Below are 20,082 nucleotides of genomic sequence, written 5' to 3' on the forward strand. Positions count from 1 at the left end.
GGCCTACAACGCAGGCATCACCCCCACCGGAGAGCACCATGCGCATCATCCTCCTCATCAGCCTGCTGCTGGCTGGCTGCGGCCCCAGCGGCAAGATCGCGGAAAGCCAGCGCCAGGAGCTGGACAAGGCCAAGGCGGTACAGCAGCAGGTAGACCAGTACGGCGCGACGCAGCGCCAGCAGCTGGACAGTTCCGCCGCACAGTAGCCGGCGCCAGTTGCGGCGGCCAACCACTACTGGCCATTACGGCAGGAGGCGTTGACCACCGCGGCGGGTGACGCCAGATTGTGCCGATCACCACCCGGAGCCAGCCAGATGGATCAGCAAACCAGCCGCAATGCCGATGGCGCTGTCGAGCCGTTTCCCGCCGACAGCGTGCCGTGGGACAGTTATCAACAGGGCAGCCGCTTCGGCCTAAGTTATCAACAACTGGGCGCGTTTGGCGGCGCGCAGCATGTCGGCGTCAGCCGCGAGGTACTGGCACCCGGTAAACAATCCTGTCCGCTGCATTACCACATGCAGGAAGAAGAGCACCTGCTGATTCTGGATGGCGAGCTGACGCTGCTGCTGGGCGAGCAGCGCTACCGCATGCAGGTCGGCGATTACGTGTGCTTTCCCGCCGGACAGCAGGTGGGGCATGCGCTGTTCAACCACAGCGCGGCGCCGTGCCGCTACCTGATCATCGGCGAGCGCAATCCCAACGAGGTGGTGGTGTACCCGGAAAGCGGCCGCGTCGGCGTGCGCAGCCTGGGGCAGGGCTTCGACGGCAAGGCCACCATGGACTACTGGGACGGCCAGGCCGGCAGCCAGGACTGAGCGCCGGTTCACGCGCGACAACGCCGAATGCAACGCCTGCCTGCGCCGCCACCACACCGTTAATGCCGCGTGCCGGTTTGCGCCTGCTCTGGCGCTGGCGTGCCAGCCGCTGGGCACGCGCAGGCGGTGCGGAACACAGCGTTGCTTGCATGCCATCGGCGTTGGCAGGATCATCGCCGCTCCCACTCACTGGATTTCCCCATGAACGCATTGTTTCTGCCGCTGGCCTTTGTCATCGGCATCGTGGTGCCGCTGCAGGCAGCCATCAATAACCAGCTGAAGGCGCTGATCGGCGGCAGTCCGATCATGGCGGCGCTGGTGTCCTTTCTGGTGGGCTCGGTCACCCTGGCCATTGCCGCGTTGCTGACCGGCCAGCGCTGGGTAGGGTTGGCCGCATTGCCGAAGGCGGAATGGTGGATGCTGACCGGCGGCGTGCTGGGCGCGCTGTTCGTGTTCGGCACCACCTTGCTGGCGCCGCGGCTGGGGGTGGCGGTGATGCTGTCGCTGATCATCGCCGGCCAGGTATGCGCGTCGCTGCTGTTCGACCGCTACGGCTGGCTGGGCATGCCGCTGAAGGAAATCAACAGCTGGCGTCTGCTGGGTGCGCTGCTGGTGATTGCCGGCGTGCTGCTGGTGAACCTGGGCGACAAGATCGGCCGTGCCTGAGCACGGCTTGCGGCCAACCCTGGAGCACGTCAATGAACGCACGAGAGCTGCTGACCCTGCATTGGCAGGCCGCCAATGCCCGCGACTGGGCCACCTTCGCCACCACCTTGCACCCGCAAGTGGAATACCGCGTGCCGCAAACGCGCGAGCTGCTGTGCGGCGCCGAGGCGCTGCTAGCATTCTATGCCAGCTATCCAGGTAACTGGACGCTGGAAATCACCCGCCTGCTGCTGGACGGCGAGCAGGCCGTCACCACCACTGCGTTTCACGTGGAACAGCAAACACTCACCGGCATCGCTTTCTTTACCCTGAAAGACGGCCTGGTATGGCGCATCGACGACTGGTGGCCGGAGGACTACAGCCCGCCGCCACGTGCAGTACCGATGCAGCGTTACTGAGCTGCAGCGGCAAATTGTTGCGCCGCACACAACACGCCGCCACGCCCAAGTTGGCCGCAACGCTTGCGCACTGGCGGCCAAGCACCTGCGGATACATTTTTGCCGCGCACCTTAGCTGCACCGCAACAAAGTTATGGCTATGCTGGTAAAAACTGTCCCCGGAGCCAGCCATGCCCAGCGCAACCCTGTTCCACGACCTGAACGCCTATGTCGCCGATGCCTGGCAACGCAGCATCCTGACCCTGGACGTGCTGCGCGAGCGCGGCGACGTGTACCTGAAGCACCACGCCGACGGCAAGCCGCCGGTGCTGGCCTTCGACTACAGCATCATCCTGGACGGCCGCAAGCTGCCGCAGCCGGTGAACTACGCACTGGCGGCCATCCAGCCGCCGGCCGGCAGCCCGGCCACCGATCCGGCCAAGCGCCCCTTCGTGGTGATCGACCCGCGCGCCGGCCACGGCCCCGGCATCGGCGGCTTCAAGATGGACAGCGAGATCGGCATTGCACTGCGCCAGGGCCACCCGTGCTACTTCGTGATGTTTTTTCCGCAGCCGGAGCCGGGGCAGACCATCGAATGCGTGCTGCAGGCGGAGCAAGCGTTTCTGGAGCGCATCAACAGCCTGCACCACGGCCACAGCGGCAAACCGTTCGTGATCGGCAACTGCCAGGGCGGCTGGGCGCTGGCGCTGCTGGCGGCCACCGCGCCGGACAAGGTTGGCCCCATCCTGCTGGCCGGTTCGCCGCTGGCGTACTGGTCCGGGGTGCAGGGCAAGCACCCGCTGCGCTACAGCGGCGGGCTGACCGGCGGCACCTGGAGCGCCTCGCTGGCCGGCGACCTGGGCGGCGGCCTGTTCGACGGCGCGCATCTGGTCAGCAATTTCGAGAACCTGGACCCGGCCAACACGCTGTGGAAAAAGCCGTACCGGCTGTATGCCAATGTGGACGAGGAGCGCGAGCGCTTCCTGGAGTTCGAGCGCTGGTGGGGCGGCCATTTCATGCTCGGCAAGCAGGAGATGGAGTGGATCACGCAGAACCTGTTTGTCGGCAACCACCTGGCCGCCGGCGACATCGAGCTGGCGCGCGGCAATGCCCGCGTCGACCTGCGCAACATCCGCTCGCCGATCATCGTGTTCGCCAGCTGGGGCGACAACATCACCCCGCCGCAACAGGCGCTGAACTGGATCATCGACCTGTACCACAGCAGCGACGAGATCCGCGCCAACGAGCAGACCATCGTCTACTGCCTGCACGAGCAGGTGGGGCACCTGGGCATCTTCGTCTCCGCCGGCGTGGCCAACCGCGAGCACAGCGAGCTGGCCAGCGCGCTGGACCTGATCGACGTGCTGCCGCCGGGGCTGTACGAGGCGGTGATCACCGACACCCACCCGGAAACGCCGGGCCAGGACTACCTGCAGGGCCGTTACCTGGTGCGCTTCGAGCCACGCGACATTGCCGACATCGCCGCGCTGGACGACGGCCGCGACGACGAGCTGGCGTTCGAGGTGGTGCGCCGCGTGGCCGAGATAAACCAGCAGCTGTACGACAGCTTCGTATCGCCGTGGCTGCGTGCGCTGATCAAACCGGCGCAGGCCGAGGCGCTGCGCGTGCTGCACCCGGCGCGGCAGGAGCGGTTGTGGCTGTCCAGCTACAACCCGTGGCTGGCCTGGCTCCCGCGCGCCGCGGCGCAGGTACGCCAGCAACGCCAGCCGGTGGCGGCCGACAACCCGTTCTGGCAATGGCAGCAGCAGGGCAGCCAGCTGCTGGCCAGCATGCTGGAACAGTGGGGCGACTGGCGCGACCGCTGCTGCGAGCAGACCTTCCAGCTGCTGTACGGCGCACCGTGGCTGCGCGCCGCCGTCGGCCTGCCGCCGGCCGACAGCTGGCAACGCGAGGCGCAGTCTGGGCGCTGGGAACGCGAAGAGATGCTGCGCCTGAAACGCGCCGAGCTGGAACAGCACTACACCGCCGGCACGCCGTTCGACGGCCTGCTGCGGCTGCTGGTGTACACCGCCATCGGCACCGGTGTAGTGGACGTGCGCCCGTTCAACGCCATCCGCCGGCTGATGACGGAAACGCCGCTGGGCGAGGGCGTGGCGCTGCCGGCGCTGAAGGACAGCATCCGCCGCCAGACCTGGCTGGTACGCAACAACCCGGATCACGCGCTGGACACGCTGGGCAGCCTGCTCACCGAGCCGCAGCAACGGCAACAGGCGCTGGACCTGGCCTGGCATCTGCTGGGCATTGCCGGCCAGATCAGCGAGGAAAAACAGGCGCGGCTGGCCCGTGTCGCCGCCGCGCTGCAGCTGAGCGGCCCCAGCCCGCGGCCAACGTTGGCCGCAGCCCCCACACCGGATGCCACGCCGGACACAACCGCGACCGAGGCGGTGCCCCCGGCAGCCGCGGCCAGCGCCAGCAGCACGCCGCCAGCCGCCCCGCAGGCGACTACAGCCACCGCCAACACCGCGCGCCAGCCGGCAGCCAAGCGTACCCCCAGCGCCAGCAAGGCGAGTGCGGCCAAACCGGCCGGCACGCGTAACGCCGCCCCGGCCAGTACTGCCGATGCCAACAGCCCGCGCCCCGGCCGCCGCCGCAAGCCGACGGCGCCGGACACGGATTAATCCGCATCGCGCAACGCTTGCGGCCAAGCCTGATCGCTTGGTCGCAAGCAGTTGCAGCATCAGTATTTTTCAATCGCCAAACCGCTACCAGCCTCTATGCTGAAGTCTTCTCCCGGCACCACGCCGGACCACAGACAGGAGGCAATCATGAACAACCCGGTAGGCTGGTTTGAAATCCACGTGCAGGACATGGCGCGTGCGGTGAGCTTCTATCAGGCGGTACTGCAACTGCCGCTGGAGCAGCTGGAATTCCCCGGCATGCAAATGTGGACCTTCCCGATGCAGCCGGACGGCAAGGGCGCCTCCGGCGCGCTGGTTCAACGCGACGGCCAGCCGTCTGGCGGCAACAGCGTGCTGGTGTACTTCAGCTGCAGCGACTGTGCCGAGCAGGCCGGGCGCATCGAAGCCGCCGGCGGCAAGTTGCTGCAGCCCAAGATGGCCATCGGCGAGTACGGTTTCATCGCGCTGGGGCTGGACCCGGACGGCAACTGCTTCGGCCTGCACTCCATGCCGTAGCCGCAGGCACCACCCGACTGCAGCGGCGGTGCTGCCGCACCGGCATGCGGCCAACCTTGTCGCCAGGTTGGCCGCTTGTTTTTTGCGTATGTCATCGCCAGTTATGCTGGGTAGCCACCACCACCACCACCACGGAAACCGTCATGTCCGCCTATCAGCTTGCCCAACTCAATATCGCCACCTTGCTGGCACCGCTGGATTCGCCGCAACTGGCCGACTTCGTCGGCAACCTGCAGCACATCAACGGCCTGGGCGAAGCCGCCCCCGGCTTCGTGTGGCGGCTGCAGGACGAGGCCGGCGACGCCACCGCGCTGCGGCCGTTCGGCGACGAGGTGATCGTCAACATGTCACTGTGGCACAGCCTGGAAGCGCTGGGCGACTTCGTCTATCGCAGCGAGCACGTCGAGTTTTTCCGCCGCCGCCGCGAGTGGTTCGGCCGCATGGCCGAGGCCGCCAGCGTGCTGTGGTGGGTGCCGGCCGGGCACATCCCCAGCCTGCAGGAGGCCGCCGACAAGCTGGCGCTGTTGCGGCGCGATGGCCCCACTGCGGCGGCGTTCAGTTATGCGCGGCCATTCCCGGCGCCGGCCACCAGCCCGCAGCCCGGCTAAGCCATGCCTGCGCCGCTGCCGCCGCCCATCCCCGCCGGGGTCGGCTATCACCTGCTGCAGTTGCTGACGCTGCTGAGCTCGCTGACCGCCTGGCTGGCGCCGCTGTGGATCCGGCAGCTGTACTGCGAAAACTTCGGCTGCATCGGCATCGGCGTGCTGTGGCTGTGCTGGCTGCTGGCCGTGCTGCTGGGTGCCGGCCTGAGCTGGCAGCGCGGCAAGGTGTGGTGGTGGCGGTGGCCCGGCCTGCTGCTGCTGTGGGGGGCCGGCTGGCTGTATCACCTGCGCCGCTGAAGGCGATTTGCCATGTGACAAGCGCGCCGCCGCTGTCTACAACAACGGGATAGGCCGGACCAGCCACTCACGGCATGCGGCCCACTCACCAGGAGCCACCGATGAAAGCACTTGTCACCCTGTCCCTGCTGGCGCTGGCCGCCGTCGCACACGCCGATTCCGTAGTCAGCATGCAGCTGGTCGACGAAAACGGCAGCGGCGCCCTGCTGGGGCAGGTCACCATCAGCGACAGCCGTTACGGGCTGGTGTTCAGCCCGCAATTGCACGGCCTGCCGCCCGGCGTGCACGGCTTCCACCTGCACCAGAACGCCAGCTGCGCACCGCAGCTGCGCGATGGCAAGGCGGTGGCCGCGCTGGCCGCCGGCGGCCACTATGACCCGGCTGCCAGCAACAAGCACGGCACGCCTTGGGGCGATGGCCACCTGGGTGATCTGCCGCCGCTGTATGTGGATGCTGACGGCAATGCCAGCCAGCCGGTGCTGGCACCGCGGCTGAAAGCCAGCGACCTGCCGGGCCGCGCGCTGATGATTCACGCCGGTGGCGACAATCATGCCGATCACCCGGCGGCACTGGGCGGCGGCGGCGCCCGTGTGGCCTGCGGCGTGATCCAGTAGCCCCGTTCCACCGGCTGCAGGCGGCCTTGCTTCGCCCGCCTGCAGCCCGTAGAATGCGCGGCTGCCGCATTTTTGGCGGATTTTGTTGTCAATTCAATGCGTTAGGGATAGCCGTGGCCGATATCGACCGCCTCGATACCTGGATCAAATACAAGAACGGGCTGTGCAGCGACTGCATGGCCTCCTGTTGCACCATGCCGGTGGAAGTGAAGCTGCCGGACCTGGTGCGCATCGGCGTGGTGGACGAGTTCGAGCTGGAAGAGCCGCTGAAGAACATCGCCAAACGCCTGGAAAAACAGCGCATCATCCAGCATTTCAACTTCAAGCATGGGGTGTTTACCCTGGCGCAGCGTTCCAATGGCGACTGCCTGTACCTGGATGCCAAGAGCCGGCTGTGCACCATCTACGAACAGCGCCCCAACACCTGCCGCAACCACCCCAAGATCGGCCCGCGCCCGGGTTATTGCGCCTATCGCCGCAACCCGGCACATGGCCGCAAGGTATCCGCATGAGCGACAAGCAAAACAACAACCCGCTGCATGGCATCACGCTGGAAGCGCTGCTGACCGAGCTGGTGCGCCACTATGGTTGGCCGCAACTGGGCCAGCTGGTGAAGATCCGCTGCTTCAACAGGGAACCCAGCATCAAATCCAGTCTCACCTTTCTGCGCCGCACGCCGTGGGCGCGCGAACAGGTGGAGGCGCTGTACCTGCAGCTGGTGCGCCCCAAGCCGGCCAGCCGCCACCCCGGCAGCGCCGCGCCGCGGGTGCTGTTTGCACGCAAGGCGGTGGACTGACGCCACCGCCGGTGGCCATCTTGCAAAATGCATGACACGGCACCATCTGGCCAGAGTTCCTCCACCCCGGAGGCCCACTTTTGCTAGGAGTCGCGATGAAGCTGTATTTCTCCCCCGGTGCCTGCTCGCTGTCCCCCCATATCGCGCTGGCCGAATCCGGCCTGCCGTACACCTTCGAGAAGGTGAACCTGCGCGCCGAGCCGCGCCTGACCGAAAGCGGCGCCGATTTCCGCGCCATCAACCCCAAGGGCTACGTACCGGCACTGCAGCTGGCTAACGGCGAGATTCTCACCGAAGGCCCGGCCATCGTGCAGTACATCGCCGACCAGGCGCCGGAGCGCAAGCTGGCGCCGGCCAACGGCACCCTGGCACGCTACCGGCTGCAGGAAATGCTCAATTTCATCTCCACCGAAGTGCACAAGGGCTTTTCGCCGATGTTCCGCAGCCAGGACGAAGCGGTGCGCGACGCCGCCTGGCTGCAGCTGTCCACCCGCTTCAACGTGCTAAGCCAGCTGCTGAGCGCGCAGGACTACCTGCTGGCGGACGGCTTCAGCGTTGCCGACGGCTACCTGTTCACCTGCCTGGGCTGGGCGCGCATCCTCGGTCGCAGTCTGGATGCCTGGCCGGTGCTGCAGGCCTACGTTGGCCGCATCGGCGAGCGCCCAGCGGTGATACAGGCGATGAAAGAAGAAGGGCTGCTCTGAGCGCCCACGCGCGGCCCATCCGCTAGCGGCAGGCTGCGCACCGCGTGCCGCCCGCCATTCCGGCGGCGGACACAAGCAACACCCCGCCGCGTGCGGGGTGTTGTGCTTTCTGGCAGCATCGCCGTTTCACCAAGCGGGAGCACGACATGAGCAAACTGGTCGACGTCGACGGGCTGATTGCCGCACAGCGCGATTTTGCGGCGGCACGCGATTGGCAGCCGTACCACACGCCGCGCAACCTGATGCTGGCGCTGGCCGGCGAAGTGGGCGAGCTGGCCGAGATTTTCCAGTGGAAAACCGATGCCGAAGCCGCCGCCATTGCGGCCAACCCAGCGGAGTTCACCCATCTGCAGGAAGAGCTGGCCGACGTGCTGATGTACCTGGTGCGACTGGCCGACGTGTGCCAGGTGGACCTCAACACCGCCGCCAGCGACAAATTGCGCAAGAACGCGCGGAAATACCCGCCACCGGGCTGAGCCGGCAGCAGGTCACACCACCGCCTCGGGGTCACCGACCGCGACAATGCCGGGCACCGTGAGCCCAGCAGCATGCGCTGTTGCAGAAATGACCACCGCATGGCGCATTTGCTGTGCTTATTTATTGAAATAACTCAACAGAAAACAGTTTTCACCGCCAAAACCAGCGGCGCTGGCAATGCTTGCCGCATGGTTTGACATCAAATGCTAACATCTTATTTTTAAAGCACTTCCCGCTAGCCATGACGCATCCCGAGTACACCCTGACACCCGCAGGTGCAATCAACAGCCCGGCGGCACGCCGCCTGCAGCAGATCCTGGACATCCTGCCGCAGCCGGTGATGCTGTTTCGCCCGGATGGCCAGGTGGAGTACGCCAATGCCGCCGCCCGCCGCCAGTTTGGCCACCCGGCGGCGGATGTCAGCTGCCACCACTACACCCTCGCCAGCGACAGCCGCTGCCACGGCGCACAGCCCTGTCCGTTCCAGCTGGCCCGGGACAGCGGCCAGCCGGTGACGCTGGAGCACCACCGCCGGGATGCGCAAGGCAACGAGCGCTTTATCGAGGTGACCGCCGCGCCGCTGTTTGGCGAAGACGGCCAACTGGAAGCGCTGCTGGAAACCCACCACGACGTTACCGCCCGCAAGCAGGAAGAGCAGCGACTGCAGCTGCTGCAGGGCCAGCTGACCGAGCTGGCGCACCGCGACCCGCTGACCAATCTGTCCAACCGCCGCTTTCTGGAACTGAAGCTGGAAACACTGGCCAAGGACCGCGTATCGCGCCCGTACGCACTGCTGTTCGCCGACCTGGACCAGTTCAAACCGATCAACGATGGGCACGGCCACGTGGTCGGCGATCGCGTACTCAGCCTGGTGGCGCAGCGGCTGCGCGGCGCGGTGCGCAACAGCGACCTGCTGGTGCGCCTGGGCGGCGACGAGTTCGCCATCCTGCTGGAAAACAGCAACGACAGCGGTGCACGGGCGGTGGCCAGCAAGATCATCGCCGCGCTGAGCCTGCCGCTGGACGGGCTGCCAACGCCCAACCAGCTGGGAGTGTCGATCGGCATTGCCATGTTCAACACCGGCAGCGCCATGCCGGCAGAGCTGCTGCAGCAGGCCGATGCCGCCATGTATCGCGCCAAGCGCCGTGGCGGCAACGACCGCGAGCTGATCCGGCTGTAACCCGCGCCAGCCCACGACAAAGCGGCCAACCCGGTAACAGGTTGGCCGCAGTTTTTTGTCACGGACGATGTGGTTTCACATGAAACGCAGCGGGTTGATCTGCCATTTTTCCGGGCTTTCATGGCTGACAATCTTGTCGCCGCCGCCAAAGCCCAGCGGCTTGGACAGGTCGACGATTTCCGGCGTCAGGTACACGCCACTCTTGCTGCTGAAGAAGGTCTTGATCTTGGGCTGCAGCAGGCTGCCTTCGTTCTGCTCCACCACCACCCCCAGCTTGCCGGACTCCAGTCGCACCAGGGTGCCCACCGGGTAGATGCCGACACAGCGCATGAAGGCCTGCACCAGCGTGGGGTCGAAATGGTATTTCGACCACTCGTAAATCTTGCGCAGCGCATCGGTGGGCGCCATGCCCTTGTGGTAGCAGCGGTCGGCGGTGATGGCGTCGTACACGTCGACGATGGCCGCCATCTTGGCTAGCGTGCTGATGGTGTCGCCCTTGAGGTTGTGCGGGTAACCGCTGCCATCCACCCGTTCGTGGTGGTGCAGGGTGATGTCCAGTGGGATCTCGCCGATGCCGTCGGTGCGGCACAGGATGTCGAAGCCGTCGCGCGGATGGCGCTTGATGCCATCGAACTCTTCTTCGGTGAGTCGCCCCGGCTTGTTCAGCACCTCGTCCGGCACCAGCGCCTTGCCGGTGTCGTGCAGCAGCCCGCCCATGCCGGCCAGGTGGATGGTGTCGCGGTCCAGCCCCACCGAGCGGCAGAAGGCGATCATCAGCGTGCCCACACTCACCGAGTGCAGGAAGGTGTAGTCGTCCTTGTGCTTGATGCGCAGCAGCGTCAGCAGCGCGCCGCCGTTGCGCAGCACCGATTCGGTGATGCTTTCGATCATCGGATCGACCAGCTCCAACTCCACTGCCTTGCCCAGCCGCACGTCCTGCATCACCGTCTTGACCAGGGCATGCGCCTGGTTCTTGATGCGCGCCGCCCGCGCCATTTCCTCGGCAATGGACACCTGCAGCACCATGGCAGGCTGCTGGCCGATGACCTCGATCATTTCCTGTTCCAGCTTTACCCGCACCTCTTCTTCGGTGCGGGCATGCTTTACATCCAGGCCCTTGCTGGTATCGATGTAGATCTCGTGGATGCCCGCCGCGACGATTTTCTCGATCTCCTGCTCGCTTTTGAGCAGGAAGCTCTTGCGGAAAAACGGGTGGGATGACCAGTCGCAATTCAGGTCTTCAATGAACATCCCGACCTTGAGGTCAGACACATCAATGCACTTGATCATGAAATTGCCACTTGCCGCCAAACCGCAGCGAAATATCCCGAATAAGAGCATGATACGCCGCGAAAAACGGCGAGTCCTCAATCCGGGCAAAAGTAAATAGCCCACATGGCGGATAGCCAGCAGCTGCCGGCCTTTAGCACAAAGTCATTATATCAATGGGTGTTGTGTTTCCGGTGCCGCGCTAGCCGCACCGCAGCCAAGCGGCAAGACGGGGCTATCCAAGCCGCCGGCCGCGCAGTAAGGTCTTGCTGAAAATACGTCGAAATAGCGCAATAAGCTTGGTTGCAAAACAGACTAACAGTCACTTCAGGGGGCCGCTCATGGCACAAACCGCACGGTGGGGACACCTCAGCAATCGCATCATTCTGGTGGCCGGCATCGCCATCGCCATCGGTTTTGCCAGCATGATCGCGCTGATCGCGCGGCAAAGTTACAACGCCGCCGAAGCGCAGGGTTACCAGTTAGCGTCGGAGCAGGCCGGCCGCTTTGCCGACTCGGTCACCGGCGACCTGGCGCGCGGTTTTGCCATTCCGCGGCTGCTGGCGGAAAGCGTGGCCGGTATGCAGCGTGCCGGCGCAGTGGACCGCAAAGTGGTCAACAACACCCTGCTCAGCATCCTGGATGCCGAGAAGCAGGCGATCGGCCTGTGGATGATCTACGAGCCGGACGCGCTGGACGGCAAGGATAATGACTTCCGCCTGGACTGGCCGCACCACGACCCGACCGGGCGCTACACCCCGTACATGACCCGCGGCGCCGACGGCAAGGCGCAACAGGACGTGATGATGTCGTCCGACCGTGTGGAAAAGTTTGCGGAGTGGAAAGACAAGCCCACCGAGTACGTGCCGGACTACGAAAAAGCCGGCTGGGGCGATTTCTACTTCGTGCCGAAGAGCCGCAACCGCGACACCATCACCGAGCCGTTCTTCTACGAAGTACAAGGCAAGAAAGTACTGGAAAGCTCGCTGGCGGTGGCGATCAAGGATGGCAGCGGCAAGTTTGTCGGCCTGGCGGCCGCCGACCTGGCGCTGGATGACCTGCAAAAGCGCTATGGCAGCGTCAAGCTGTACGACACCGGCTATGTGCGCATGGTGTCCGAGGGCGGCCTGTATGTGGTGAACCCGGACGCCGCGCAGATCGGCAAGCCGATTGCCAAGGAAGACCCGCTGGCGGCCAACCTGGACAAGATCAAGAAGGGTGAAAGCTTCGTGTACCAGGACGGCGGCTTCACCCACTTCTACTACCCGATCCGCGTCGGCGACACCGGCCAGTTCTGGTCCGCCGGCGTGTCGATTCCCACTGCCGCCATTACCAGCGATGCCGCCAGCCAGCGCAATATGGCGATCATCATCGGCGTGGTGGCGCTGGTCATCATCCTGCTGGTGCTGACCACCGTGGTGCGCGCGCTGACCCGGCCGCTGAACACCCTGGCCGGCACCATGGAACAGCTGGCCTCCGGCAAGGGCGACCTGACGGTGCGCATCCAGGTGGCCAACCGCGATGAAATCGGCCGCACCGCCGCCGCCTTCAACCAGTTCATCGACTCGCTGCGCGACATGTTCGTCGAGGTACGCGAGCAGAGCCTGGCCGTCAGCCGCACCGCCGGCCAGCTGGCCGAGTCCGCGGTGCAGGTGGAGCAGGCCTCGGCGCAGCAGTCGGACGCCGCCAGCGCCACCGCCGCCGGGGTGGAGCAGGTCACCGTCAGCGTGCACCACATCGCCAACACCGCGCAGGATGCGGAAAAAGCGGCGCGCGACACTGGCAGCCTGACCGAGCAGAGCGTGGCCACGGTAGAGAAGGTCACCGCCGAAATCACCCGCATGACCAGCAGCATGCAGGCGCTGGCCACGCGCATGGAGGCGCTGGGCGAGCGCTCCAGCGAAGTCACCACCATCGTCAACGTGATCAAGGACATCGCCGACCAGACCAATCTGCTGGCGCTGAACGCCGCCATCGAGGCCGCCCGCGCCGGCGAACTGGGCCGCGGCTTCGCGGTGGTGGCCGATGAAGTGCGTAATCTGGCCAGCCGCACCGCCGAAGCCACGGTGCAGATCAGCCGCATCGTCAATGCCATCAGCGGCGAAACCGGCGAAGCGGTCAGCAATGTGAAGAAATCCAGCGAGCTGGTGGCGGTGAGCGTCGGCATTGCCGAAGAAGCCAACCACGCCATGCAGCAGGTGCGCGACAAGAGCAGCGAGCTGGTGCTGGGCATCGGCGACATTGCCGCCTCCACCCGCGAGCAGTCCAGCGCCGCCACCGAGATCGCGCAGAACGTGGAGCGCATCAGCAGCATGGCGCAAAGCAACAGCCACATCGCCAGCGAAGTGCGCAGCGAAGTGGAGCAGCTGCGCGAGCTGGCTGCCAACCTGGAACGCCTGGTCGGCAACTTCCGGCTGTAGCCGCCGCCGGCTTGCCGCATGATCCGACGCCACCGCCAGGTGGCGTTTTTTTTTTGCGGCCAACGTTGGCCGCCAGCTCGGACGCGGCCCTACCGCGCGGCGAGCGAATTTCGTATAATCCCGCGGTTTTGTTCGCGAGACCGCCCATGACCGCCACCCCTTGCCAGCCTGCACCGTGCGCCGCTACCGCGCGCGCTGCCGCCGTTGCCAAGCGCGGCCGAGGCGTGGCCTGGTCTTGCCGTTTTTGTGAAAAAAGCTCCTGACCCGTTCAGGAGCTTTTTTTTAAGTTTCATCATTGCCGGAGCGATATCCCATGGCCAATCCGCTTTACCGCAAGCACATCATTTCCATTCCGGACTTCAGCCGTGAAGAACTGGAACTGGTGGTGGAAACCGCCGCGCGCCTGAAAGCCAGCCCGCGTGCCGACCTGCTGCAGGACCGCCTGATCGCCACCTGCTTCTTCGAACCGTCCACCCGCACCCGCCTGTCGTTCGAAACTGCGGTGCAGCGCCTCGGCGGCAACGTGATCGGCTTCTCCGACGCCGCCAGCACCTCCACCAAGAAGGGTGAGACGCTGGCCGACACCGTGCGCATCATCAGCAGCTACACCGATGCCATCGTGATGCGCCACCCGAAGGAAGGCGCCGCGCGCGTGGCCAGCGAGTTCTCCGCCGTGCCCATCATCAACGGCGGCGACGGCGCCAACCAGCACCCGTCGCAGACGCTGCTGGACCTGTTCACCCTGCGCGAAACCCAGGGCCGGCTGGACAACCTCACCGTGGCCTTCATCGGCGACCTGAAATACGGCCGCACCGTGCATTCGCTGGCGCAGGCGCTGTCGCTGTTCGGCGCCAAGTTCTACTTCGTCGGCCCGGAAGCGCTGGCGATGCCGGACTACCTGTGCGAAGAGCTGGACGAGCGCGGCATCAGCTACACCATTGCCGCCACCATCGAAGAAGTGATCCCGCACATCGACATCCTGTACATGACCCGCGTGCAGCGTGAGCGCTTCGACGAGGCCGAGTACAAGAAGATCCAGGGCCAGTTCGTGCTGCGCGCCGACATGCTGCGCCATGCGCGCCCGAACATGAAGATCCTGCACCCGCTGCCGCGGGTGGACGAGATCACCCCCGATGTCGACAGCACCCCGCACGCCTACTACTTCGAGCAGGCCAAGAACGGCGTGTTCGCGCGCCAGGCGCTGCTGTCGCTGGTACTGAACGAAACGGTGTGAAAGGAAAAGCCATGAGCGAAAAAGTCTACGCCCGCAACGTCGAGGCCCTGAAAAACGGCACCGTGATCGACCACGTGCCGGCCGGCATGGGCCTGCGCATCCTGCACCTGTTCAAGCTCACCGAATACGGCGAACGCGTCACCGTCGGCCTGAACCTGTCCAGCGGCCACATGGGCAGCAAAGACCTGATCAAGGTGGAAAACCTAGTGCTGAGCGAGGAGCAGGCCAACGAGCTGGCGCTGCTGGCGCCCAAGTGCACCGTCAGCGTGATCGAGGATTTCGAAGTGGTGCGCAAGCAGAAGCTGGCGATCCCGGACGAAGTCACCGGCATCTTCGCTTGCCCCAACTCCAACTGCGTGTCGCACGTGGAGCCGGTAAAAAGCCACTTCCGCGTGCGCGTCACCGAGCACGACACCAAGATGAAGTGCAAGTACTGCGAGAAGGTGTTCAGCAAGAGCATCGTGGTGGACGCGCGCTAAGCGGCCACGCTTGTCCCGACCACGCCACCGCCACTGCGGTGGCGTTTTTGCTGGTGCCCGCGGCGTGCTGGCCGGCAGCGCCCCAGCCGTGGATTGACAGCCCGCCAGCACGAACTAAGGTAAAGACAACCTGGCCCGGCCACCCGGCGGGCCGGGCGTTGCTGCCGCATCCCAACGACCCGATGGCCGCTGCCTGCGGCCGGCATTCTGATCGGGAGTCTGCCATGTCCAGCCTGTATGAACGCCTCGGCGCCGCCGACGGCATCCGCCGCATCGTTGACGATGTGATCGCCAACCATCTGCTCAATCCAGTGGTGAGTGTCCGCTTTCGCCACGTCAAGGATCTGCCGCATCTGAAAGAAATGGCGTTCCAGTTCTTTTGCATGGGCAGCGGCGGGCCGCAAAGCTACCAGGGCAAGGACATGCGCAGCGCGCACCAGGGCATGAATATCAGCGAGCAGGAATACCTGGCGGTGATGGACGACATCGTGGCGGCGCTGCACAAGCACGGCGTGGACGACAGCAGCTGCAACGAGGTGGTGGCGATCCTGTACGCGCTAAAGGGGGAAGTGATCCGCGTGTAGTTGGCTGCGGCCAACCTTTAGCGCCCGGCGTCAGTGCCCGGGCGCGATGGCCGCCATGCGCTGGCGCGGCAGAGTGATGACGATGCGCAGGCCGTCGACGCTGCCGCTTTCCAGCCGGATATGGCCGCCGTGGCCGCGCACGATCTCGCGCACGATGGCCAGCCCCAGGCCGCAGCCATCGCCACCGGCCTGCTGGCCGCGATAGAAGCGCTCGAACACCAGCGCGCGCTCTTCCTGCGGAATGCCCGGGCCGCTGTCGGCCACGCACAGTTCCACCTCGTCGCCACGGGCATAGGCCGACACGGTGATTTCACCGCCCGGCGGGGTGTAACGCACCGCGTTGTCCACCAGATTGGACAGCATCTCGCGCAGCAGCAAAGGTTGGCCGCACAGCGGCGCATGCTCGTCGCCCTCGTAGCCCAGGTCCAGCGCCTTGCCCAGCGCCACGGTGACGAAATCCAGGGTCACGGTGCGCGCCAGCTCGGCCAGATCCAGCTCGCGGGTATCCTGCCGGTTCGGCCCCGGCTCGGCGCGCGACAGCGCCAGCAGCTGGTTGGCCAGGCGTATCACCTGGTCGGTGGCGCGCACCAGCGAGGCCAGGCCGCTGCGCTGCTCGGCCGGGTCATCCATGCGCAGCGTCACTTCGGCCTGGGTTTTCAGCAGCGTCAGCGGCGTGCGCAGCTGGTGGGCGGCATCGGCGATAAAACGCTTCTGCACCGCCAGCTGCTGTTCCAGCTCCGACAGCGCGGTGTTGAGCGCGGTCACCAGCGGCTGCAGTTCGCGCTGCACGCTGCCGACATCCAGCTGCAGCGACGGGTCGCCGGCGCGCTCGCGCAGGATGCTGCGCACCCGCTGTAGCGGCCGCAGCGCGCGGTTGATGCCCACCGCCACCAGCAGTGCCGCCACCGCGCCGATCAGCCACTGCTGCACCAGCAACTCGCGAAACAGCCGTCGCGCCAGCGCCTGGCGGGAGAGGGTGGTTTCGCCCACCTGCACCAGCAGCAGGCGCTGGCCGCCGCCGTAATACAGCGGCAGCGCCAGCACCACGCTGCGGATCGCCTCGTCGCGGAAGCTGGCATCGTAGAAGCGCACCTCGCCGGCCGCCGGCAGCTGCGCCGGCAGCGGCAGCTCGGCATCGCCGGTGATGGTGGAGCCGCCGGCAAAGCCGATACGGTAGAACACCCGGTCTTGGAAGTGCGGGTCGAACATCTCCAGCGCCGCCACCGGCAGATCCACCACCAGTTCGCCACTCTGCAGCGTGATGCGTTCGGCGATGCTGCGCGCCGAGGCCTGCAGGGTGCGGTCGAACGCCGCGTTGGCCGCCTCGCGCGCGTTGTCCTGCGCCAGCCAGGCGGTGGCGGCGGCCAGCGGCAGCAGCGGGATCACCACCCACTGCACCAGTTCGCGGCGCAGCGAGCGCTTCATTTGGCCACATCCAGCATATAGCCCAGCCCGCGCAGGGTGAGGATCACCACGCCGCTGTCGGCCAGCTTCTTGCGCAGGCGGTGCACGTAGATTTCCATCGCGTCCGGGCTCAGGTCCTGGTCCAGCCGCACCACCTGCTCGGCCAGCGCTTCCTTGCTCACCGGCTTGCCCTGGCGGTAGAGCAGCACTTCCAGCACCGCCATTTCGCGCGGCGTCAGCGCCAAAGGTTGGCCGCGCACGCTGTAGCGCTTGCTGGCCGGCTCGAAGCTCAGCTCGCCGCACTGCAGCGCGCCGTCTTCCTTGCCCTGCGAGCGGCGCAGCAGCGCGCGCACCCGCGCCTCCAGCTCGGCCAACTCGAACGGCTTGCCAAGGTAGTCGTCGGCGCCCAGGTCCAGCCCGTGCACGCGCGCATCTACCCCGGTCTGCGCGGTCAGCACCAGCACCGGCACCTTGTTGCCGCGCCGGCGCAGGCGCTTGAGCACTTCGAAGCCATCCATGCGCGGCAAGCCGATGTCGAGAATCACCAGCGCGTACGGCTCGTAGCTCAGCAGTTGATCGGCCTGCACGCCATCGGCGGCGACATCCACCGCATGGCCGGATGCCGACAGCGCCTTTTGCAGCCACAAGGCGATGTCGGGGTTGTCTTCGACCAGCAACAGTCTCATGGTCTCGGTCTCTTGTTGTTGTGTGATGGCGCACAGCCGCTGCCTGCTCACGGGCCGCTGGCGGGGGTGCGCTTTTTTTATCGTATCACCCGGGCCGCTGCCTGCTGTCCGGCGCACCACAGCTGTGCGGCATTCTTGCACCTGTGCAGTGCAACATTCAGGCAATGAAAGGGAAATGAAAGCTTGCCTTGCCAGACTAGCCCCAAGCAGAAGGAAAAAAGCATGAACAGTTTACGCGTACTGCTGTTGCTGTTGGCCGCCAGCCCGGCGCTGGCCGGTGACGCACCGCGCAGTGCGCTGGAAGAAACCGCGCGCCGCGAAAGCCGGCTGGTGGTGGATTCCACCACCGACCGGGAACAGGTGGCGCCGCTGCTGAAGGCATTCCAGCAGCGCTATCCCTACCTGCAGGTGGCGTACCGCGATCTGTCCGGCGCCGATATCTATCGCCGCGCCATCTCCGGTACCCAGCACGGCGACGTGCTGTGGAGTTCGGCGATGGATCTGCAGATCAAGCTGGTGAACGAGGGGCTGGCGCTGCGCTACAGCTCGCCGCAAAAAGCGGCGCTGCCCAGCTGGGCCTCGTGGCGCGACGAAGTGTACGGCACCACCTTCGAGCCGATCGTGCTGGCCTATAACCGCCAGCGCATTGCCGAGCGCGACATGCCGGACAGCCACACCGCGCTGCGCCGGGTGCTGCGGGCCGGCAACTGGCGGGTGGCCAGCTACGACGTGGAAAGCTCCGGCGCCGGCTACTTCTTTTTCAGCCAGGACTCGCGGCACAACCCGGAGTTCTGGGATCTGGCGGCGGTGCTGGGACGCAGCATGCGCTACCAGGAAGGCAACAGCCTGACCCTGCTCAAACGCCTGCAGCGCGACGAGGCCGACATCGCCTACAACGTGCTGGGGCCGTATGCATGGAGCTTTGCCCGCCAGCACCCGCAGGTGGGCTGGGTGCTGCCGCAGGATTACACGCTGGTGGTCAGCCGCCTGCAGCTGATCCACAAGGCGGCAACGCACCCGGCGGCGGCACGGCTGTGGATGGATTTCGTGCTGTCGCGCGAAGGGCAGCAGGTACTGGCGCAGGGCAGTGGCCTGCCGCCGATCCGCGACGACCTGCCGCGCCGGCTGGGCAATATCGACCTGGCGCGCGAAGCGGCCAAGCTGCGGCCGATCCAGGTCGGCAGCGGCCTGCTGGTGTACCTGGACAGCGCCAAGCGCAGTCTGTTTTTGAAGCGCTGGCGCGAGCAGCTACCGGCCGCGCTGCAGCCGTAACAGAGATTCGCAGACCGGTACCGAATACCGGCTGCAATACCGCCCCGATAGAGGGCAAACACAACCGCAACACTCGCAGTATCACAGGAGAGACACATGAAACTGAAAGCACTGATTGCATCCTGCCTGGTCGCCCTGGCCCCGTTTGCCGCCCACGCGCAGGTAGACCAGTTCAAGATCATGGCCCCGGCCAACCCGGGCGGCGGCTTTGACACCGTGGCCCGTACCATGGGCGAAGCGCTACAGGCCAGCGGCTACGCCAAGAGCGTGGTGGTAGAGAACAAGGCCGGCGCCGGCGGCGCCATCGGCATGGCGCAGTTCGTCAACAACGAAAAAGGCAACCCCAACGCACTGCTGGTTGCCGGTGCCGTGACCGTGGGCGCGCTGGAAACCAACAAGTCGCCGGTGAACTTCGGCATGGTGACGCCGATTGCGCGCCTGATGGGCGAGTTCAACGTCATCGTGGTGCCGACTGCCTCGCCGCTGAAATCGATCAAGGACCTGATGGCCGCCTACAAGGCCAACCCGGGTAGCGTCAGCATCGGCGGCGGCTCCGCCGGCGGTATCGACCACATCATGGCCAGCCTGATGTCGGAAAAAGCTGGCGTCGATCCGGACAAGCTGAACTACATCCCGTTTGCCGGCGGTGGTGAAGGCAAGGCCGCCATCCTGGGCAACCAGATCTCCGCCTACATCAGCGGCTACGGCGAACTGGCCGACCTGATCAAGGCCGGCAAGGTACGCGCGCTGGGCATCTCCGCCGCCACCCGCAATCCGGACATCCCGGTACCGACGCTGCGTGAGCAGGGCACCGACGTGGTGGTGTACAACTGGCGCGGCGTGTTTGGCGCCCCCGGCATCAACGCCGCGCAGAAGGCCGCGCTGATCAAGGCAGTGGAAGGTGCAGTGAAGTCGCCGACCTGGAAAGCCAAGGCCGAGAAGATGGAATGGCTGGACATGCTGCAGACCGGCGACAGCTTCAAGGCCTTCCTGGACGAAGACGTGAAGCGCACTGCCGTTACCGTGAAGAAACTGAAGCTGGGTAACTAAA

Annotated in this window: 23 protein-coding genes; 20 read left to right on the forward strand and 3 right to left on the reverse strand. The window is 65.8% G+C overall.

The genetic code is table 11. The annotated features are described in order from the left end of the window. Positions 1–38 precede the first annotated feature (38 nt). From ABNW52_RS04975 to ABNW52_RS05040, 14 genes are all read left to right on the forward strand, one after another. The gene (locus ABNW52_RS04975; protein ID WP_349584844.1) at positions 39–206 is read left to right on the forward strand and encodes a hypothetical protein; all 168 of its coding nucleotides are present in this window, start codon (positions 39–41) and stop codon (positions 204–206) included. A gap of 108 nt (positions 207–314) precedes the next feature. Continuing rightward, positions 315–815 carry a cupin domain-containing protein gene (locus tag ABNW52_RS04980; RefSeq protein ID WP_349584847.1) on the forward strand — a complete coding sequence of 167 codons (501 nt, stop codon included), beginning with the start codon at positions 315–317 and terminating at the stop codon, positions 813–815. 201 nt (positions 816–1,016) lie between these two features. After that, a complete protein-coding gene (locus tag ABNW52_RS04985) occupies positions 1,017–1,481 on the forward strand; it encodes a DMT family transporter (RefSeq protein WP_349584849.1) in 465 nt (154 codons plus the stop codon). Between the two features lie 32 nt (positions 1,482–1,513). Further along, positions 1,514–1,879, forward strand: a complete 366-nt coding sequence (locus ABNW52_RS04990; RefSeq protein WP_349584852.1) for a nuclear transport factor 2 family protein — start codon at positions 1,514–1,516, stop codon at positions 1,877–1,879. A gap of 170 nt (positions 1,880–2,049) precedes the next feature. Further along, on the forward strand, positions 2,050–4,497 hold the full coding sequence (locus tag ABNW52_RS04995; RefSeq protein ID WP_349584854.1) for a DUF3141 domain-containing protein: 2,448 nt from the start codon (positions 2,050–2,052) through the stop codon (positions 4,495–4,497). A gap of 147 nt (positions 4,498–4,644) precedes the next feature. Next, on the forward strand, positions 4,645–5,013 hold the full coding sequence (locus ABNW52_RS05000; RefSeq protein ID WP_349584856.1) for a VOC family protein: 369 nt from the start codon (positions 4,645–4,647) through the stop codon (positions 5,011–5,013). Positions 5,014–5,156: 143 nt separating this feature from the next. Further along, on the forward strand, positions 5,157–5,621 hold the full coding sequence (locus ABNW52_RS05005; protein WP_349584858.1) for a DUF3291 domain-containing protein: 465 nt from the start codon (positions 5,157–5,159) through the stop codon (positions 5,619–5,621). A 3-nt stretch (positions 5,622–5,624) separates the two neighbouring features. Next, the gene (locus tag ABNW52_RS05010; RefSeq protein WP_349584860.1) at positions 5,625–5,912 is read left to right on the forward strand and encodes a hypothetical protein; all 288 of its coding nucleotides are present in this window, start codon (positions 5,625–5,627) and stop codon (positions 5,910–5,912) included. Positions 5,913–6,013: 101 nt separating this feature from the next. Next, positions 6,014–6,526, forward strand: a complete 513-nt coding sequence (sodC, locus tag ABNW52_RS05015) for a superoxide dismutase [Cu-Zn] SodC (protein ID WP_349584863.1) — start codon at positions 6,014–6,016, stop codon at positions 6,524–6,526. 113 nt (positions 6,527–6,639) lie between these two features. Then, positions 6,640–7,038 (forward strand): YkgJ family cysteine cluster protein, encoded by a 399-nt coding sequence (locus ABNW52_RS05020; protein WP_465270722.1) that lies wholly within the window; start codon positions 6,640–6,642, stop codon positions 7,036–7,038. After that, positions 7,035–7,322 (forward strand): VF530 family protein, encoded by a 288-nt coding sequence (locus ABNW52_RS05025; RefSeq protein ID WP_349584868.1) that lies wholly within the window; start codon positions 7,035–7,037, stop codon positions 7,320–7,322. The genes ABNW52_RS05020 and ABNW52_RS05025 overlap by 4 nt, the downstream gene beginning before the upstream one ends. 95 nt (positions 7,323–7,417) lie before the next feature. Further along, positions 7,418–8,026, forward strand: coding sequence for a glutathione transferase GstA (gene gstA, locus ABNW52_RS05030; protein ID WP_349584871.1), 609 nt, complete (start codon positions 7,418–7,420; stop codon positions 8,024–8,026). Positions 8,027–8,172: 146 nt separating this feature from the next. After that, positions 8,173–8,502 (forward strand): nucleotide pyrophosphohydrolase, encoded by a 330-nt coding sequence (locus ABNW52_RS05035; RefSeq protein ID WP_349584874.1) that lies wholly within the window; start codon positions 8,173–8,175, stop codon positions 8,500–8,502. A 242-nt stretch (positions 8,503–8,744) separates the two neighbouring features. Then, on the forward strand, positions 8,745–9,683 hold the full coding sequence (locus ABNW52_RS05040; RefSeq protein ID WP_349584877.1) for a sensor domain-containing diguanylate cyclase: 939 nt from the start codon (positions 8,745–8,747) through the stop codon (positions 9,681–9,683). Positions 9,684–9,758: 75 nt separating this feature from the next. On the opposite strand, the gene ABNW52_RS05045 is transcribed toward ABNW52_RS05040, so the two are convergent. Continuing rightward, the gene (locus tag ABNW52_RS05045; protein ID WP_349584880.1) at positions 9,759–10,973 is read right to left on the reverse strand and encodes an HD-GYP domain-containing protein; all 1,215 of its coding nucleotides are present in this window, start codon (positions 10,971–10,973) and stop codon (positions 9,759–9,761) included. A 320-nt stretch (positions 10,974–11,293) separates the two neighbouring features. Between ABNW52_RS05045 and ABNW52_RS05050 the strand changes: the two genes are divergently transcribed. The 4 genes from ABNW52_RS05050 (at position 11,294) to ABNW52_RS05065 (ending at position 15,669) form a co-directional block, all read left to right on the forward strand. Further along, positions 11,294–13,372: a methyl-accepting chemotaxis protein gene (locus tag ABNW52_RS05050; protein WP_349584883.1), complete on the forward strand. Its 2,079-nt coding sequence runs from the start codon at positions 11,294–11,296 to the stop codon at positions 13,370–13,372. Positions 13,373–13,685: 313 nt separating this feature from the next. Further along, complete coding sequence (gene pyrB, locus ABNW52_RS05055) at positions 13,686–14,606, forward strand: aspartate carbamoyltransferase (protein ID WP_349584885.1); 921 nt, start codon at positions 13,686–13,688, stop codon at positions 14,604–14,606. A gap of 11 nt (positions 14,607–14,617) precedes the next feature. Next, on the forward strand, positions 14,618–15,085 hold the full coding sequence (gene pyrI / locus ABNW52_RS05060) for an aspartate carbamoyltransferase regulatory subunit (RefSeq protein WP_349584887.1): 468 nt from the start codon (positions 14,618–14,620) through the stop codon (positions 15,083–15,085). Between the two features lie 224 nt (positions 15,086–15,309). Further along, the gene (locus ABNW52_RS05065; RefSeq protein ID WP_349584890.1) at positions 15,310–15,669 is read left to right on the forward strand and encodes a group I truncated hemoglobin; all 360 of its coding nucleotides are present in this window, start codon (positions 15,310–15,312) and stop codon (positions 15,667–15,669) included. A gap of 30 nt (positions 15,670–15,699) precedes the next feature. On the opposite strand, the gene ABNW52_RS05070 is transcribed toward ABNW52_RS05065, so the two are convergent. Then, the gene (locus ABNW52_RS05070; RefSeq protein ID WP_349584891.1) at positions 15,700–17,094 is read right to left on the reverse strand and encodes a sensor histidine kinase; all 1,395 of its coding nucleotides are present in this window, start codon (positions 17,092–17,094) and stop codon (positions 15,700–15,702) included. Beyond that, positions 17,091–17,759, reverse strand: coding sequence for a response regulator (locus tag ABNW52_RS05075; protein WP_349584894.1), 669 nt, complete (start codon positions 17,757–17,759; stop codon positions 17,091–17,093). The genes ABNW52_RS05070 and ABNW52_RS05075 overlap by 4 nt, the downstream gene beginning before the upstream one ends. 222 nt (positions 17,760–17,981) lie before the next feature. Between ABNW52_RS05075 and ABNW52_RS05080 the strand changes: the two genes are divergently transcribed. After that, positions 17,982–19,031 (forward strand): ABC transporter substrate-binding protein, encoded by a 1,050-nt coding sequence (locus tag ABNW52_RS05080; protein WP_349584897.1) that lies wholly within the window; start codon positions 17,982–17,984, stop codon positions 19,029–19,031. A gap of 96 nt (positions 19,032–19,127) precedes the next feature. After that, on the forward strand, positions 19,128–20,081 hold the full coding sequence (locus ABNW52_RS05085) for a Bug family tripartite tricarboxylate transporter substrate binding protein (RefSeq protein ID WP_349584900.1): 954 nt from the start codon (positions 19,128–19,130) through the stop codon (positions 20,079–20,081). Position 20,082: the final 1 nt, after the last annotated feature.

This window comes from Vogesella oryzagri, from assembly GCF_040148885.1.
GTDB classification, from domain to species: domain Bacteria; phylum Pseudomonadota; class Gammaproteobacteria; order Burkholderiales; family Chromobacteriaceae; genus Vogesella; species Vogesella oryzagri.